We start from the raw sequence: 18371 nt of genomic DNA on the forward strand, positions 1-18371 counted from the left end.
CAATTTCAGAACACAGCATTATTTGCTATGGTCTCTGTTGTACTTATCGGATCTATTCATTCTAAATTTTAAAAAACATGAAATCAATATATAAAGTATTGATGGCAATTACTGTATTGCTATCAGTGGCTACTGCTAACGCACAAAGTAAAAACAAAGTTACTCAAACTGTAAAAATTAATGGAAGCTGTTCCATGTGCAAAAAAATAATCGAAACGGCTGCAAATACTAAATCAGCAGTATTAAACTGGAACGAAGATACAAAGACAGCTGTGGTTACTTACAACCCTAAGAAAACCAACTTAGACGAGATCTTAAAACGCGTAGCCGATGCAGGATATGACAATGAAAAGTTCAGTGCTACCACTACTGCTTATAATGATCTTCACAGATGTTGCCAATACGACAGAGAAGCTCCGAAAAAAGCAGAATGTCATAAGGAATAGTAAAAGGTATGTATTCCGGAGCAGTTGGGTGTAATTTGTGAAAATTCTGCTCACAGTCGTTCCGGAAGTATTTCTCGCTAAGTCACTAAGTCGCAAAGTCTTGTTTCGATTTTTTAATTTTTTCAACACCCGTACTTGTGCGAGAGAATTTTTCACGCAGATTTAAAGGATTTATTCGGATGTTTTTTTTGAAACCACAAAATCAAAAAAGAGCAACATAATGGGCGTGCAAGAACAATTAAGCGACTCCGCGATACTTTTTACAAATTACATCTAACCTGTTTACTATAAAAAAATATTATGTTTAAAATAAAAAATACTACGATAGCACTTCTAATGATTTTCAGTTTTTCATTAGCCAATGCACAACTAAAGGTAGGGGACAACTTACCTAATATTCAACTTCAAAACGATAAAAATTCAGTTGTAAAACTAAATTCTTTTAATGGTAAAACCGTTCTGGTTGACTTTTGGGCTTCCTGGTGCGCTCCTTGTCGATTAGCAAATAAAAAATGGGTCAAAATGTACGATAAGTACAAAGCTCAAAATTTTGAAATTGTCGGAATATCAATAGATACCGATAAAGAAAAATGGATAAAGGCCATAGCAAAAGACAAAATGAAACACCAGCAGTTAATTGATCCGAAAGGTTTTGATGCAAAAACAGCCGTACTTTTTGGAGTAGACGCTTTGCCAGCGGCTTATCTTTTTGATGCAAGCGGAAAATTAATTGCAATCAACCCAACAGAAGCTCAGATTATTACACAAATCAAAAAAAACAAATAAAATGAAAACCTTATTTATAAAATCTCTGGCTGTCGCACTTTTAGTAATGTTTGGCAGTATAAAATCATATGCTCAAATTTCTAAAGCCGAAATAATGGCTACCGGGCTAACCTGCTCAATGTGTTCTAATGCGATAAATAAGCAATTAAAAGCAATGACGGAAGTTGATAGTATCAGCACCGATTTAAATACAAATACTTTCACAGTTTATTTCAAAAAGGATGTGATGCTGCAACCTAAAGTATTGAAAAAAGCAGTGGAGAAAGCAGGCTTTTTTGTGGGTTCTATGGTATTGACTATGAAAGTAGATACGCAGAAGATAGAAAACAACACACTTAAAATTGCCGATGGTACTTTTGTATTTATTGATTCTAAAAACCCGATTTCAAATAATGAGACGGCTTATCAGGTTGTTGATAAAGGTTTTGTGACTCAGAAAGCATATAAAAAACTGACTAAATCGTATTCAAAACATGCAACCTATAGCGTTGAAAATGAAGATGATTATCACTTAAAAACGTTGTAATAATGAGATGTTTATCAATCGCATTTTTGTTGCTGTTTTCTTTTAATATCAAAGCGCAGGAATTATTTGTAGTAACAGAACCCGCAAGTAATGCACCTGCGGGCTCTATTTCGGCTCGTGTGGGACAATCTTTTATGAAAAACCAATTCGAAGGAGGGAATATCTATGCTTTAGCGCCTGAGGTCACTTGGGGAGTCAACAAAAATTTAATGGTACGAGCTTCCGCTTATTTAAATGATATGAATAGCGGGTTAGAGTATAAAGGCGGAGGTGTTTATGCCAAATATCGTTTTTTCTCGGTAGACGATCTGCAAAGTCATTTTAGAATGGCAGCTTTTGGACGATACAGTTGGAATAATTCTCCCGTTAGCAGTGAAGCTATTGATATGATGGGAATGAATAGTGGTTATGAGGCCGGTTTGGTAGCTACACAATTAATTAAAAAAGTAGCCCTTAGTTCAACAGTAAGTTACGGACAGGCTTTTAATAACGGCAATTATAGTTTTCCGGACAATCAAGGGAAGAGTGCCATAAACTATACTTTTTCGGTTGGACGATTAATGCATCCTAAAAAGTACACCAGTTACAAGCAAACTAATATTAATACCATGTTAGAGTTTGTAGGGCAGACGATCACGGCCGATGGTAAATCGTTTTTGGATGTAGTACCTTCGGTGCAGTTTATCATTAACAGTCAGGCCAGAATTGATTTGGCTTACAGAAAAGAACTGTATAGTTCAATGAATCGTATCACATCGGATGGCTTCTTCTTAAAATTAGAGTACACTTTTTTTAATGTTACCAAGTAAACAATTTTTTTATAATTAGCTCAAATTGTGAGTTGTGAGATGTGAGATGTAAAATGTTAGATGTAAATTGATAATACTTTATTTGATGGATTTTTATTGCTCGTAGACGAGACGATAGAATTTAGATGAATTGTTACTGTATTTCAGTAATTCGCAGCAACTATGTGTTCGTACAAAGTAAGCTATTAATCAATTAAACAAAGCTTGTTACTTTTCGCATCTCACAACTCACAACTCACAACTTGAGCTAACTAACCCTCAGTTTTTTAAACAGTTAAAAAAGGAGCAAACAACCATTTTCGATGCTAGTCAATCTGCCATCGAAACTGTTGTTGTAGAGATTAAAAAAGATTGAAAACGTAACGATAACCGGAACAAGCTGTTCTGCTTAAATTGAAACCATGAAAAAAATATTGTATATAATGTTCCTGCTGTTTGCTTTTGTGAATGGGCAGGCGCAAATTTTAAATCCCGTAAAATGGATTCCAAAAATAGAAAAGAAATCCGATTCTGATTTTTTGATCACTGTTGAAGGAACCATTGAATCTGGTTGGCATGTTTATTCCCAGTTTACACCGGAGGGTGGGCCTCTGCCGGCTGAGTTGATCTTTCACAACAAACAAGGAAATTATGAACTAGTTGGTAAAGCAACGGAAAGCAAAACCGAAAGAAAGTTCAATGAGATTTTTGAAGTCGATGAAGTTTTCTTTTCCAATAAAGGGGCCTTTACACAATCTATTAAAAATACAAATGCGAATAATGAGATTATTCAGCTTGAGTTAGCCTATCAGGTGTGCAAAGAGAATTGTATAAGCGAAACCAAATATTTTGAGTTTAACTTAAAAACATTAGAAGCAAAAGAAATTGAAGCCTCGGCAATTAATACAAAAAGCACAGAAAAAAAAGAATCTAAAATTGCTGCTGTAACGGCGGAGGATAATTCAGATTCAGAGACAGGTTTGGGGGCAATTTTCTTTATCGCCTTTTTATCCGGATTTGCTGCATTGTTGACCCCTTGTGTGTTTCCTATGATTCCAATGACGGTGAGTTTCTTTACCAAACAAAGTAAAAACAGAGCCAAAGGAATCAAAAACGCCATTATATACGGACTGTCTATTATTCTGATTTATGTGTTTTTGGGATCTGTTATTACGCTAATTTTCGGTGCTGATGCTTTAAATGCTTTGTCTACCAACGTATGGTTTAATGTGGTTTTCTTTGTACTGTTGGTGGTATTTGCAAGCTCTTTTCTGGGGGCTTTCGAAATTATGCTACCGAGTTCCTGGGCCAATAAAGTCGATCAACAGGCAGATCGAGGCGGTATTATTGGAATCCTTTTTATGGCACTGGCATTGGCGATAGTTTCTTTTTCGTGCACAGGACCTATTATCGGAACTTTATTGGTAGAAGCAGCTTCTAAAGGAGGCATCGCTCCAATTGTTGGAATGTTAGGCTTTTCTACCGCATTGGCATTGCCTTTTATGTTGTTTGCTTTATTTCCGGGATGGTTAAATACGTTACCCAAATCGGGAGGATGGTTAAACACCGTGAAAGTATTTTTAGGCTTCTTAGAATTGGCGCTGGCTTTTAAATTCCTATCCAATGCCGACTTGGTTTTGCAATTGCATTGGTTTGAGCGTGAAGCATTTTTAGCGGTCTGGATTGCCATATTTGGGACATTGGCTTTTTACTTATTTGGAAAAATTACATTGCCACATGATTCACCGGCTTCCTCTATTTCTGTAGGGCGTTTGTCTGTGGGGCTAGTGGTACTAAGTTTTACAATTTATCTGATTCCGGGTTTATGGGGAGCACCACTAAAATTGATCAGCGGTTTTCCGCCTCCAATGACGTATAGTGAATCTCCTTATGGAGTGGGAGGAGCAAAGACAGGAAGTGCTGTTTCTACAGCAGCATTGCCCGACGGCGCACACAAAGGGCCACATGATATTATGGCCTTTACAGATTATGAAAAAGGATTGGCCTATGCAAAATCGGTCAACAAACCGATTCTTTTGGACTTTACAGGATTTGCTTGTGTGAACTGTCGAAAAATGGAAGATTATGTTTGGTCAGATCCCAAGATATTATCGATTTTGAATAATGAGGTTGTATTGATATCCTTGTATGTTGATGATAAAAGAGAATTACCGAAAAGCGAACAATATGTCTCTAAAGAAACCGGGAAAACAATAAAATCGATTGGCAACAAATGGAGTGATTTTCAAATTACCCGCTACAAAGCCAACGCGCAACCGTACTATCTTATTTTAGATACCAATGAAAAGAGTCTGAACAAAGCAGTTGGATATATGCCAGATGTTACGGAATATGAACAATGGCTACGATCGGGTATTGAGAAGTTTGGAAAGTAGGGTGAGGTGCAAAGGTGCAAAGGTGCAGAGGTGCAGAGGTGCAGAGGTGCAAAGGTGCAGAGTTTTTTAATCAATAAATCAGGCAATTAATATGCGATTTTGAATAGCCTCCAGTTTTAACTGGAGGGGAAGAATTGATTGCTAGTAAAAGGGGCTTTAGCCAAACTTTTTGAAGGTTTGGCTAGAGCCTTTGTATTTTTATTAATATTATTTCCGGTTAAAACCGGAGATAATTCAATTAAAACTTGCACAATTTGTATTCGGATTACAAGTAAACAAAGTAATCAATTGGTAACCGGAATTAATTTAAATAAGGAAATAGAAAAGAAAGAGTGCTCTTTTATATAAGAAAAATTGTAACTTAGTGGAGAATCAGAAGTAATGAAATTGATGTTATGATATTTTTGCCGGAGAGTAGCCGTGCAAATTTTAAGTTTAGAAATCCCTTTAGTGGGAGAAGATTGAATAAACATATGGTTTAGAAAAAGATCAATTCTATTAATTTAAAAAATCATTAGATATGAATACATTAACGAGGAAGGTTATAATGTGTCTTACCGGTTTGTTTCTTTGTTTTTTTCTGATTATCCATTTCTTAGGTAACCTTCAACTTTTTTTGCCGGCCGAAGAAGCGCAGAAAAGTTTTAATGCCTATTCTCATTTCCTTTCCGGAAATCCTCTTATCAAAATGATATCGTATGGACTTTATGCCTGCATTCTGGTACATGCCGGTGATGCTTTTTATAGTACACTTCAAAATAAAAAAACGGCAGGCGTTTTTAAAACAGATCATCGTGGCAGAGCGAGTAAATGGTACAGTCGAAATATGGGCATTTTAGGTTTTGTAATCTTGCTTTTTCTGGTTTTGCATTTTCAGAACTTTTGGTATTATTATAAGTTTGGAGCATTGCCTTTGGATAATTCCGGAAATAAGGATTTGTATACTTTAGTAGTTACTTCTTTCCAACAATGGTGGATTGTACTTATTTATGTAGTATCGATGTTGGCTTTGTTTTATCATCTGGTGCAAGGAGTACATAGCGCTACCCGTACCTTGGGGCTTTACCATCCTAAGTATGTAAGATGGATACAAAAAGCAGGTCTTTTTTATGCCGTAATTATTTGTTTGGGTTTTGCTTCAATGCCTATTTATATCTATTTCACTTATTAAAATCATTTTGCTATGAAATTAGATGCTAAAATTCCCGAAGGGCCATTAGAGGACAAATGGTCTATCTATAAAAGAACAGCAAAAATTGTAAACCCTGCCAATCGAAAAAAATTAGAGGTAATTGTTATCGGAACAGGTCTTGCAGGAAGTTCAGTGGCAGCTTCTTTAGGAGAGATGGGGTACAATGTAAAGTCATTTTGTTTTCAGGACAGCGCCCGAAGAGCCCATTCTGTAGCGGCACAAGGCGGTGTAAATGCAGCTAAAAATTACAAAAATGATGGGGACAGTGTTTACAGAATGTTTATTGATACCATAAAAGGAGGTGATTTTAGAGCAAGAGAGGCCAATGTGTATCGGATGGCAGAATGTTCCTTAAATCTCATCGATCAGGCCGTAGCACAGGGAGTTCCTTTTGGAAGAGAATATGGGGGTTATCTGAATAATCGTTCGTTTGGTGGTGTACAAGTTAGCCGTACTTTTTATTCCAGAGGACAAACCGGACAGCAGTTGTTGTTGGGAGCGTATCAGGCTTTGATGCGACAAGTAGGGAAAGGAACAGTAAAGCTTTCGACCAAACACGAAATGTTGGATTTGGTTGTAATTGATGGAAAAGCAAGAGGAGTTATCGTCAGAAATTTAGATACCGGTGAGATAGAACGCCATGCTGCACATGCTGTTGTATTGGCTACGGGAGGTTATGGCAAAATATATTTCCTTTCTACGTTGGCGATGGGCTGTAACGGATCTGCGATTTGGAGAGCGCATAAAAAAGGAGCTTTAATGGCAAGTCCGAGTTGGATACAGATACATCCTACTTCACTACCGCAATCAGGAGATTATCAGTCTAAATTGACGCTGATGTCCGAATCGCTGCGAAACGACGGTAGAATTTGGGTGCCACTCCAAGCCGATGATAGTAGAAAACCAAACGATATTCCGGAAGAAGAAAGAGATTATTATTTAGAACGCAGATATCCTTCTTTTGGAAATCTGGCGCCAAGAGACATTTCTTCACGCGCCGCAAAAGAGCGAATCGATGCCGGTTTCGGGATCGGCCCTTTAAAGAATGCAGTGTATTTAGATTTTTCAAAAGCAATAAAAAATCTCGGTAAGGAGAACATCAAAGGGAAATACGGAAACTTGTTTGATATGTATGCTAAGATCACCGGATATGATGCCTATAAAGAGCCCATGATGATTTCACCATCAGCTCATTTTTCGATGGGTGGACTTTGGGTAGATTATGAATTGATGACAACAATTCCGGGCTTGTTTGCTTTGGGAGAAGCCAATTTTGCAGATCATGGTGCGAATCGGTTAGGCGCTAATTCTTTATTGCAGGCTTCGGTTGACGGTTATTTTATTGCACCTTATACCATGGCTAATTATCTGGCAAATGAAGTCACAACAGCTAAAATAAGTACAGAACATCCTGCTTTTCAGGAAGCAGAAGAGGCCGTAAAAAAACAAATTCAGCAATTACTTGCTATTAACGGGAATCGAACAGTCGATAACTATCACAAAACTTTAGGCAAGATTTTATACGATTATTGCGGATTAGTACGTACGGAAAAGGGACTTTTATATGCCATCGAAGAAATTCGAAAACTCAAAGCCGATTTTTATAAAAATGTAAAAGTGACCGGAACCGGGAATCAGATGAACAGTGAACTCGAAAAGGCCGGACGAATTGCAGATTATTTTGAAATTGGTGAATTGATGTGTTTTGATGCGCTTACGCGAAAAGAATCCTGTGGAGCCCATTTTAGAGAAGAATATCAAACTCCGGATGGGGAAGCCATGCGTAACGATGCAGAATATCAGTTTATCTCTGCCTGGGAGTGGAAAGAGAATACTGCTGAACCCATTCAGCATAAAGAACCGTTACTTTTTGAAACTGTTAAACCAACTGTTCGCAGTTATAAATAAATGCAGCAATGAAACTACATCTTAAAATATGGAGGCAAAAAAATGCTGAAACAAAAGGGGAATTAGTTGATTATACTATTGATGATGTTAATCCGCATATGTCTTTTCTGGAAATGCTGGATCATCTCAACGAACGGTTAATTTTAGCCAATGATGAACCGGTAGAATTCGATCATGATTGTCGGGAAGGAATATGCGGACAATGCGGTTTGATGATTAACGGAATTGCACACGGGCCGCTGAAAAACACAACAACCTGTCAATTGCACATGAGGGAATTTAAAGATGGAGATAAAATTTGTATTGAACCTTTTCGCACAGGAGTTTTTACAGTTAGAAAAGATTTGAAAGTAGACCGAAGTGCCTTCGATCGTATCATTTCCTCAGGAGGTTTTGTATCGGTCAATACAGGTCAGGCTCCTGAGGCGAATACTACAAGAATAACACATGAGGTTACAGAAGCCGCATTCGATTCGGCCGCTTGTATTGGTTGCGGAGCTTGTGTTGCGACCTGCAAAAATGGAAGCGCCGTACTCTTTACTTCGGCGAAAATTTCGCAATTGTCTCAGTTACCACAAGGTAAAGAAGAACGAAATCTAAGAGTTTTTACAATGGTAAAACAAATGGATGACGAAGGTTTCGGAAATTGTTCTAATACAGAAGCCTGTCAGACAGAGTGTCCGCAAAATATTTCGGTATTAAATATTGCAAGAATGAATTTTGAGTACAATCGGGCACGAATATTGAGGAAGTGATTTTCAATCATTCAAAATTAAAATTCATTAATTAAAAAACAAATCACATTTATGAAAAATTACGTAATCGCGCTAGTTGCAATTTCAACTTTAGTATTGAATTCTTGTAAAGCTTCAAAAGAAACAAGTAGTACGGCCAATATTTATGATACAACCTGGGAGTTAGAATATATTTCAGGGCCAAGAATTGCTTTTGAAGGATTATTTCCAAACAAAAAGCCACAACTTACTTTTGATCAAAAAGAAACAAGAGTTTACGGAAACAATGGGTGTAATGGTTATAGTGCTACTTATACTTTAAATGGAAAAAAACTTTCTTTTGGAGAGGCTGGACCAACAACAATGATGTTTTGTGAGGGCGGAGGAGAACAGCAGTTTTTGCAACAAATAGCTAAAATTACAAGTTATACTGTTGATAAAGACGGAAAATTAAATTTAATTGAAGGAGATGTTCCAATGATGAGATTTAAAAAGGTAGCAAAGTAGTTGAAATAACGGAGTACCAAAAAAAAGAAATAAACCCCTGTATATGATCAATATACAGGGGTTTGTTATTTAGGTGTCAACATTGCTCTTTAGAGAAGCTATCTGTGTTTAAAGATGTTTTATAATATAGTCGATGATATCTTTAATGATTTCGTCTACCGCATTTTGTTCAGGGTTGAACTTGCTACCATCAAAATATCTCGCATCAGTACCATTTCCGGTAGGAGAGCGATGGTGTACATCGATAGATTGTCTCCAAAATTCAGCGTGATTTTTCCACTCTTCCTTATTTACCAATGCCGGTTGTGTAAACCAAAGATTCCATGATAAAGTATTTCCGGCCTGGAGCATATTTCCTGAACCTAGATTAAAAGCGGTCATTATCAGTTTGTTAAAATCATCAACTATTTTGTCTTTGGTGAGTTTGATATCTCCAATTTCTACTGCAAGATACGCTTTAGCAAATGCTTCAGCTTCATGTAAAGCAAAGGAAGGATTTTCGAATTCCGGATTTAGTCCGTGTATGACTTCAAAGATAGGTTGACTTGGATCATTTTGTTTGTGTGTGGTAACTCGGATCGCATGCTCTTTATTAAGAGGGAATTTAGGAAAACTGTATTGCAGCAAAGGCCAAATTTCTTTTATTTTATCTCCTTGTTGTTCGTTTGGGGACAACCAAATCTTGCCTTCAACGGTCATGTCTATTGCAATTTCTTTTGTTACTTCATTCACCCAGCCTCTTTGTCCGGTAACGGTAACCTCTACGTTGATGCAAATTTCATCTTTAAGCCAGACTCCTTGCTGTGGACAGATAACAGAATATACTCTTCCTTCGTCAGTATAACCCGCTCTTGAAATATAAGGAGCAAATTGCTGATAACATCGTTTCGGATTGGGACTGCCTTTTTGCGTTTCCCAACTAAATTCCGGCCACTTTACGCCAAGTTGGCGCTGAAGAAAATTAATATTATCCATATTGCCTAACATGGGCAAAGAGGAAAGATCTCTGGTCGGATATAACATTGGCGAACCCGCTGGAGGGAATCCGCCAACCCATCCTGCCGGAATGGGTGTGCTTTGATTGTCTTGCATGGTGTTGTTACTTTTTAAGGATTAAGTAACAAACTTAATGTAATGTATAATCCTACAAGAGCGTAGAATTACCCGTTTTTATGGATTTGTACTTTACAAATCCATAAAAACAACAATCTTTACTATTGGGTTTAATGGATGCGTTTTACCAGTAGTTATTTCTGTAAAGGGCTTCTATTCTTTAAACAATATAATAGTCGCCTTATAACCTGTACCAACATTCCACTCACTTGCATTAATTACAGCCCCTTTGTCATCATAGACTTCAAATTGTGCAGTATTAGGAGAAGCAAAACCTTCGTTTAAAGCTTCAAAATCGATTTTATTAATACCTTCTGTGAGTTTTATTTTGAATTCTTTAAAAGTTCCGTCCAGGCTAACTTCGGGCTCTACTATTTTATCATTGAGGTATATTTTGATCTTATCTCCATCAACATAAGCAGCATCGCGATAACGGATTGTAGAAGTAAAGGATTTAGTCTTAAAACCTCCTAAATATTGATTTCTCCTGTAATAAATACCCTCAATATTAGCTTCTTTTTTATATAAACTCGGATCTTTAAAAAGTTCAGCCGGCTCGATTTTGAGAGGGTCCGGTTTCTCTACCGGGGCAGGAGGAGCGATTTTTGGTGCAATCTCTTTTGGAGGAATAACTTCTTTTTTTTCTGATTCTTTTGCCGGGATTCGTTTGAATTTAGGATTCAATTCATCCTGCGCATATCCTTGTAAGGATGCACCAACCAATATAATTAAAAGCAATATAGTTTTCATTTCTTCTAGATATTAATAAATATACATAATGGGTATTAAGTGAGACACTTTATAACCTATAAGTATAAACATTTAATTAAGCCATTTATTGTATGAATAGAAAGTAATAACAGGAAAAGCAATGGTATTCAGTAGGTTAAGAGGAAGATAAAAGGTTTCATTAGAATTGCTTAAATCGTTTAACATTGACGACTTATCCAATAATGTATGATAAGCCTTATTTGTGGGGATTAAATTTGGATTTTGGGAGGATTGGTTTCAGATATAAATTATAATTGATCGAGTATTGTTTAATTAAAAGGTTTTGTTTTTTTCTGTATTATTTTAGCAACTGTTTTATAGGATAAATCTTAAAAAAAGCACGTGAATTATTTTTTGATTGTAAGATGTCGTTGTTTGAAAAATGAGAGTTCATGTTCATTAATCCATGTGATGTTTTTTGGGGAAAATTAAAATTATCACTGTCAAGGAGTGATGTCTTTATTGTATTAGTAAAGAATGATAGTAAATTTTAGTTTTTTATTCTTTAAAAATAGTATTTCAGGTAATCTGTCTGTTTTTATGATATTAGGGGATGTCATCGACAGGCAGGTTCCTGTTAATACTTGTTTAGAAAAATTATGACGATTATAAATTGAAATACTTTGGTTATTAATTTCTTTAATCTGATTGACTGATTTAACGGTTTATTTGTTTTAGAAATCGAAAAAAAAGATTTAGAGGAGACTATAGAAATAAAATATTAATCAAAATAATACTAATCAGGAATATGAATATGAAATTATATTTAATTACTTTTTTTTTACACGTTGTATTTTGTTTTGGACAAAATAGTGTTGTTACAAATAATGGGATAATGTCAGTAAAAGAGAATACTGTAGTTTCCGTATACGGGGATTTCAGTAATTCATCAAACGCACATTTTCAGAATGATGGGGATGTCTCTTTTAAGCAAAATTTTCGCAATGATGGTGTAGTAGCATTTAATGACAATCAAAATGGGTATACCAGATTTACCGGTTCAAAGACACAAAACATAGAAGGTACTGCAGAATCTCAATTTAAAAATGTTCATTTTTTGAATACTAATAGTTCTGATGTCAATGTTTTTAATATCCGTGGAAATATTGCTATTGATGGAATGGCCATGTTTGAAAAGGGTATTTTAAACAATAGAGATTTTGGAGGAGCTATAAGTTTTGGTCTTGATGCAGCAAATAGTTTGGCTTCAGATTTGAGTTTTGTTAATGGAGATGTCTATAAAGCAGGTAAATCGGATTTTACATTTCCAATTGGAGCCAATAAAAGTTACAGACCTTTTATTATAACTGGTTTGGACAATGAAAAGATTTTAAATGCAATGTATTCTCCAACAAATTCAGATGCATTGTATCCACATGCGATGAAGGAAGAGTCTATTGAATTAATTGAAAATAATGAATATTGGGTAGTGGATAAGGATAAAGCCGATAATGCAGCTGTTTTTGTTTCATTAAGCTGGTCAGATGATGTGTCTCCGTCTGAAATTATTTCCGATACTAAAAAAATTGGAATTGTAAAATGGAATGTGCAAGACAAAAAATGGATCGCAATAAATAGTTCTTCCGATCCACAGAATAAGATCGTTACCGCAGTAGTGAAAAGTGATGCTAAGGGGGTTTTCGCTTTGGCTAAGATAAAATCGGTTGAATCAACTTTGCAGGTATTTAATGCCGTTTCTCCTAATAATGACGGAGTAAATGATTATTTGAAAATTGATAATATTGAAAAATACCCCTATAATACCGTTGAGGTCTATAATAGATGGGGAGCCAGAGTTTTTAAAACCAACAACTATAATTCTTTTGGAAATGTTTTTAATGGATATATGCATGGCAAAGGACTTAAAGTAGGGACAGGAAAGCTTCCGGCGGGTACCTATTTCTATCTAATTGAATATGGAGCCGGTGCAGACAAAAAATTGAATACACAATCAGGTTATTTATACCTTAGCGAATAATTGCAAGAATACTTTAGGTATTAGCTTCCAGGGGAGAGGAAAAATAAAAAATATCATTTTATTATTTGGTCGCTCGTAGATGAAAAGTACTTATTTATTCTTGTCTGGGTAGTGTGCCAATATTGAAAATTGGTTCGTTTGAACCCGATTAGTAAGTAATTACGATAGTTAAATAATTAGAGATTCAGTTTGTAATAGTAAGTACTTGTAGCTTAATATATGGATAAAAAATCTTTTTGATTAATAAATCCATTTAATCTGTGGCTGTTTTTTCCGCCATTGATTAAATGGATTTATTAATTTATTCTGTGTTCATATTCTGTGGTTTTTTAAGTTTCATAGTAGGTTTTTCGGATCAACATGAAAATCTCTGGAGAGATAAAAGTCTTCGTAAGTATTGTGTTTGTTTAATTGCAAGAGTCGCAAAGATTTTGCGCAAGGTTCGCTAAGATAAAGAATAACAGTTTCAATAAAAGCTTTGCGGATTTCTTTGCGATAATATAGTAACAAAAATCCTTGCGACTCTTGCGGTTAAACTAACTGCATATTCCGACAGAAGAAGAGGGGGGGATAAAAAGTCCACAACTTTTGAGCTTGATGCATAAAAAGGTGCCTGCATTTGTATTAATTTAAAAATTAGAATACCTGGATTTTTATTTTTTATCAAATTTTTCGGTCTTTATTTGCTTGCCGGGTTAAATATTGTAAGATTTTAGTTTTAATTCTGATTTATTCTAATTGTCTTTGTGAATTTGAATTAGTGTTTTAAAAATATTTGGATGTCAAATTATACTACTTAATTGTTAAACATTAAATTATTTGCACAATTATAATTTATAAGTAAACGATTATTAATTGGTTTTAAGCGAATGTGTTTTTTTGGATTTTCTTCGTAAGATATAAACATTATCAGAGAAGAATTTATGAAAAAAATTACAACAGGAAAAAATGTCTTTTTTCTATTACTTTTTTTAGTAAGTATTGATTTTAGCATGTGGGCACAGATGGATCCACAATATTCGCATTATATGTACACTACTACATATATCAATCCTGCGTATGCGGGAAGTGAAAATTTTACCAATATTACAGGCGCATATCGTTCACAATGGATTGGTTTAGACGGAGCGCCAAAAACGGCATTGTTATCGGTAAATGCACCATACAATGAAAAAATTGGAATTGGAGCTTCGTTGGTTAATGATAATATCGGAGCAATGCAGGAAAATAATCTGGCGATTGATTTATCATATGGACTTAAATTTGAGAATTTTAAAGTTGCTTTTGGTATTAAAACTTCTTTAAATCTATTGAGTGTTGATTTTTCCAGATTAAAGATTTATAACGAGGGAGATCCAATCTTTGCTAATAATATAAATAATCAGATTAAACCTAATATAGGTACTGGTGTTTATGCATATTCAAATAAGTTTTATGTAGGAGTGTCAGTACCCCAGATGCTTATGACGAAGCGGTATAACGCAGAAAATTATTCCGTCATTAACAAAAAGTTACATGCATATTTTATTGGGGGCTACGTATTTGATCTGGACTACAATCTAAAATTAAAACCCGCTTTTATGCTTAAAGCTGTTGACGGTGCTCCGATGCAAGCTGACGTATCAGCTAATTTCCTTTATGCAGATAAATTTAATGTCGGAGTTTCATATCGAATTGGTTCTAGTTTTAGTACACTTTGCGGATTTCAGGTAACAGACAATCTTTTTTTGGGATATGCGTATGATACAGAGGTGACTAAGTTATCTAATTATAATTCGGGATCACATGAATTATTTGTTGGATTTAAAATTTTCAAAAGAGGAAGCTCCAAGCTTATTAATCCACGGTTCTTTTAACTTTTGGGCTGATAGATTATTGGCAAAACACTATGTTTAATTAGATCATGTTTAGGTACTCATGAACTTGCATTAGCTTATAGAGGACTAGGAGAGATGTACTAAATGTTCCAAATTAATCAATAATGAAATGTAATTCTTTTTTATAGAGGTGGATTTTTATGTATGTGAATGAGCATAAATGGAATAGACGAATTGGAGTTAAATTTGGATGACTTTTTGAAGTAAAATTCAATTCTTTAAGAAGTTATTTGTGAATAAAGTAATACATTTAGAGAAGATTTTTTATCAAAATGATAACATTTAAAATGATGATTGGAAATAAATTTATTTTTCTTCTTTGTTTTGTAATTCTATTTTTAACGTCTAAAACATATGGTCAGTCTGATTTAGATTTTGAAGCAATTGATAGTGTAATTGATGGGTACCAAACGCATAAATATTCATGGTGTAGAGATAGATTAGAGATACTAAAAGATCAAAACAAAAAAATCCCAAAGATATCGCAAGTTATTTATGCAAAATCGGCTGAGTTTATGGCTTCAAGAAAATTATATGCTTCAGCCGAAATGGAAATGAAAATTGCTCTTAATACTTGTAATAATGAGAAGTGTTATCCGGAAAGAGGTATTGTAAATATGATTAATGCCGATTATTATTTTGATCGTGATAAAATTGTAAAGGCGTTAGAAATTATTCTTCAGAACAATCTTCAACTTGAAAATTTATCACCCTATTCGACAGTATTATGCGACAGTTATTTGCAGACGGTAAAGTACTATGACAATTTAGAATATTTTGGAAAAGCAAAAGAGTTTTTAAAGAAAAGTCTTTTGCTTTCTAAAAAAATCAGCTACCATGTTAATTTGTCAAAAATATACAATCAGTATGGAAGAATATTAAGCAAACAGGGAATGTCTAAAGAGGCGCTAAAGTATTTTAGAGCATCCATCGTGAATGATAACTTGAATAAGAATTTTAGCCTGCATGGTTGTACCTATAACAACATGGCTTCAGTCTACATAGGTTTGAAAAATTACGACAGTGCTTCTTTGTACTTAAGAACAGCATTGAATCATACTTCGAAGGGATATGTGCTGAATACTGATTTGAGGAGTCTCGAAACTAGTATAAATAAAAGAATGGCATTAGTTCTGGAAAGACAAAAAAAAATTGACAGTGCCCTTTACTATGGAAAAAGAGCTTTAACTTATTATTCAAGCAATAGTTTTTTTTTAAACGATCAGGAAAGTTTGTATGGAATTCTTTCTGAATGTTATGAAAAAAAAAGAATGCTTGATAGTGCACTATATTATCGAAAGTTAGAGCTAATTGAGCTTAGAAGTGTACGATTTTTAGAAAAAAAAGATTTAATAGACAAGACTACGCAACAAGCACGAATTAAATTTCAGAATGAGGATATTAAGTTATTGAATAATAGGAATCAATTGGAACAAGAAGTGTTTCAGAGTGAGCGGATTATAGTGTTTGTAATCATGCTGTTGATAGGTCTTATTCTGTACGGTTTTTATCGAAAAAATATGCTGCGGGAGGAACAAATTGCCTTACAATTAGAGCAGAAAGTACTAAGATCTCAGATGAACCCTCATTTTATATTTAATGCTCTTGTGGCTATCCAGAACTCAATGATGGATGCTAATATTTTAGTATCAGCTTCTCACGTGGCAAAATTTGCTAAGCTAATAAGACAGAACTTTGATTTTACACAAAAAGAGTATATTACCTTAGAGGAAGATTTAGATGCATTGAAAAATTATATATCGGTTCAAAAAATGAGATTTGGGGAAAGTTTTGATTACAATATAGAATATGAAAATGTTGAGATTGAGACTATTTTAGTTCCGCCTTTATTATTGCAGCCTTTTGTAGAAAATGCCATAGAGATTGGTTTTAAAGGAATTGAAGAGGTCGGGATTCTAAAAATAAAAATATTTAATGTTTCAGAGAACAGAATTGGCTTTTGTATTACAGATAATGGGGTTGGTTACAAGGTGGTTCGGGATAATAAGTTGCATTCTACAGCGATTTTTAAAGCCAGACTATCGCTACACAATAGTCAGGATTTGAAAAGTTTCAGGGTCTCGTCAAGACCAGATTTTGAAGGAACTAAAATTGAATTTAAATACACAATAAAATATGTATAAAGTATTAATAATTGAAGATGAGGTAGCTGCTGCTTCAGCTCTTGAAAAGATGTTATTTATTCTGGAGCCGGAATTTAGGATTTGTGCTAAAATTTCAAGTGTGTTTGAGAGTCTTGTCTTTTTGAAAGATACGAATGTAGACATTGTCTTTCTTGATATTCAGTTAGCAGATGGAGATTGTTTCGAATTGTTGTCAAAAATTCCGCAAATTAATTTTTCAATCATTTTTATCACAGCCTATAATAATCATGCAATAAGAGCTTTTAAGTTTAGTGCAATTGATTATATTTTGAAACCGGTTGATCCGGATGATCTTGCCAAAGCAATAGCAAAGGCAAAGGAGAAGATTAACAATAGGGCTCAGATTGAGTATTTTTTAAGCAACAGAAAGAAGGAAGTGCCGCGTTTAACCCTTAATGTGCTGTCTGAAATTTTCTATGTCGATATTGATGATATTATCAGACTGGAAGCCGATACCGCGTACACAAAGTTTGTTTTGAAGAATAAAACAATTTTGGTGTCAAAAAATATGAAATACTACGAAGACTTGTTGAGTGAATACGATTTTATAAGAGTTCATAATTCACATTTAGTGGCTAAAAATAAAATAGTATCTAAGAAACTGGCACATGTGGTGATGAGTAATGGGGATGAAGTACCTGTTTCTGTACGAAAAAGATGTTTATTTAAAAAAGGAAATCTTTGACTTTTTCTATTAAAAATAAGCCCTTTTGATTAATTGGTGTGAAATTGTTTTATTCGGGGATCAGTAAGGATGTCGGTTTGGGTAAGATTGACCAAAAAAAGATTCAGATTAGGGGCTGATGAAAAATAGATTTTTAAGCTGCTGTCTTAGTCGTTAGAGTAAATTAAAAAATGATGGGATATTTAAATTTCATCATTTTTTTTTGCTTTTGTATTTTCAAATTGGATAAACTGTATGTCGGTTTATTTTGATGTTTTTTAGCTTAATGGCATTGTTTATTAGTTAGCAGGATCAAAAAAAAGCGTATTGTAAATTTAGAAAATGCTTAGATTAATGGAATAATCAAGTCTGGATTTATAGTTTTTTGGATTAGAATTAATGGTAAACGTTTTAAAGCAATGAAAAAACAAAAAGTGAAAATCTAAAATGTTCACTTTTTTTATACTTAGTCAATTGCTTTCGCACAGATTGGCTTCATTCTTTGTTGGTACAAATTTGT

The 18371-nt window shown here is 34.5% G+C and carries 15 protein-coding genes; 13 read left to right on the forward strand and 2 right to left on the reverse strand.

Annotated elements, in window-relative coordinates; genetic code table 11:
- Positions 1-77 precede the first annotated feature (77 nt).
- From G3A47_RS11230 to G3A47_RS11270, 9 genes are all read left to right on the forward strand, one after another.
- Positions 78-446 carry a heavy-metal-associated domain-containing protein gene (locus G3A47_RS11230; RefSeq protein WP_166922292.1) on the forward strand — a complete coding sequence of 123 codons (369 nt, stop codon included), beginning with the start codon at positions 78-80 and terminating at the stop codon, positions 444-446.
- A 300-nt stretch (positions 447-746) separates the two neighbouring features.
- Positions 747-1232, forward strand: a complete 486-nt coding sequence (locus G3A47_RS11235; RefSeq protein WP_166922293.1) for a TlpA family protein disulfide reductase — start codon at positions 747-749, stop codon at positions 1230-1232.
- A gap of 1 nt (position 1233) precedes the next feature.
- On the forward strand, positions 1234-1758 hold the full coding sequence (locus G3A47_RS11240; RefSeq protein WP_166922295.1) for a heavy-metal-associated domain-containing protein: 525 nt from the start codon (positions 1234-1236) through the stop codon (positions 1756-1758).
- Between the two features lie 2 nt (positions 1759-1760).
- Positions 1761-2567 carry a hypothetical protein gene (locus G3A47_RS11245; RefSeq protein WP_166922297.1) on the forward strand — a complete coding sequence of 269 codons (807 nt, stop codon included), beginning with the start codon at positions 1761-1763 and terminating at the stop codon, positions 2565-2567.
- Positions 2568-2968: 401 nt separating this feature from the next.
- Positions 2969-4942 carry a protein-disulfide reductase DsbD family protein gene (locus G3A47_RS11250; protein WP_166922298.1) on the forward strand — a complete coding sequence of 658 codons (1974 nt, stop codon included), beginning with the start codon at positions 2969-2971 and terminating at the stop codon, positions 4940-4942.
- 520 nt (positions 4943-5462) lie between these two features.
- On the forward strand, positions 5463-6113 hold the full coding sequence (locus G3A47_RS11255) for a succinate dehydrogenase cytochrome b subunit (RefSeq protein WP_166922300.1): 651 nt from the start codon (positions 5463-5465) through the stop codon (positions 6111-6113).
- Positions 6114-6125: 12 nt separating this feature from the next.
- The gene (locus G3A47_RS11260) at positions 6126-8042 is read left to right on the forward strand and encodes a fumarate reductase/succinate dehydrogenase flavoprotein subunit (RefSeq protein ID WP_166922302.1); all 1917 of its coding nucleotides are present in this window, start codon (positions 6126-6128) and stop codon (positions 8040-8042) included.
- 8 nt (positions 8043-8050) lie between these two features.
- Complete coding sequence (locus tag G3A47_RS11265) at positions 8051-8797, forward strand: succinate dehydrogenase/fumarate reductase iron-sulfur subunit (RefSeq protein WP_166922304.1); 747 nt, start codon at positions 8051-8053, stop codon at positions 8795-8797.
- Positions 8798-8848: 51 nt separating this feature from the next.
- The gene (locus G3A47_RS11270; RefSeq protein ID WP_166922306.1) at positions 8849-9283 is read left to right on the forward strand and encodes an META domain-containing protein; all 435 of its coding nucleotides are present in this window, start codon (positions 8849-8851) and stop codon (positions 9281-9283) included.
- 108 nt (positions 9284-9391) lie between these two features.
- Here the strand turns inward: G3A47_RS11270 and G3A47_RS11275 are convergent, their stop codons facing one another.
- Together G3A47_RS11275 and G3A47_RS11280 are read right to left on the reverse strand one after the other, a co-directional pair.
- Positions 9392-10375 carry a hypothetical protein gene (locus G3A47_RS11275; RefSeq protein WP_166922308.1) on the reverse strand — a complete coding sequence of 328 codons (984 nt, stop codon included), beginning with the start codon at positions 10373-10375 and terminating at the stop codon, positions 9392-9394.
- A gap of 174 nt (positions 10376-10549) precedes the next feature.
- Positions 10550-11146 (reverse strand): hypothetical protein, encoded by a 597-nt coding sequence (locus G3A47_RS11280; protein ID WP_166922309.1) that lies wholly within the window; start codon positions 11144-11146, stop codon positions 10550-10552.
- An 856-nt stretch (positions 11147-12002) separates the two neighbouring features.
- On the opposite strand from G3A47_RS11280, the gene G3A47_RS11285 reads away from it, so the two are divergent.
- The 4 genes from G3A47_RS11285 (at position 12003) to G3A47_RS11300 (ending at position 17872) form a co-directional block, all read left to right on the forward strand.
- Complete coding sequence (locus G3A47_RS11285) at positions 12003-13145, forward strand: gliding motility-associated C-terminal domain-containing protein (protein WP_166922311.1); 1143 nt, start codon at positions 12003-12005, stop codon at positions 13143-13145.
- 923 nt (positions 13146-14068) lie between these two features.
- Positions 14069-15001 carry a PorP/SprF family type IX secretion system membrane protein gene (locus G3A47_RS11290; RefSeq protein WP_166922313.1) on the forward strand — a complete coding sequence of 311 codons (933 nt, stop codon included), beginning with the start codon at positions 14069-14071 and terminating at the stop codon, positions 14999-15001.
- Positions 15002-15294: 293 nt separating this feature from the next.
- Positions 15295-17166, forward strand: coding sequence for a tetratricopeptide repeat-containing sensor histidine kinase (locus G3A47_RS11295; RefSeq protein WP_166922314.1), 1872 nt, complete (start codon positions 15295-15297; stop codon positions 17164-17166).
- Complete coding sequence (locus G3A47_RS11300) at positions 17159-17872, forward strand: LytR/AlgR family response regulator transcription factor (protein ID WP_166922316.1); 714 nt, start codon at positions 17159-17161, stop codon at positions 17870-17872. Before G3A47_RS11295 ends, G3A47_RS11300 begins: the two co-directional genes overlap by 8 nt.
- Positions 17873-18371: the final 499 nt, after the last annotated feature.

Origin of the sequence: Flavobacterium poyangense (assembly GCF_011751075.1) — a bacterium.
Lineage (GTDB): Bacteria > Bacteroidota > Bacteroidia > Flavobacteriales > Flavobacteriaceae > Flavobacterium > Flavobacterium poyangense.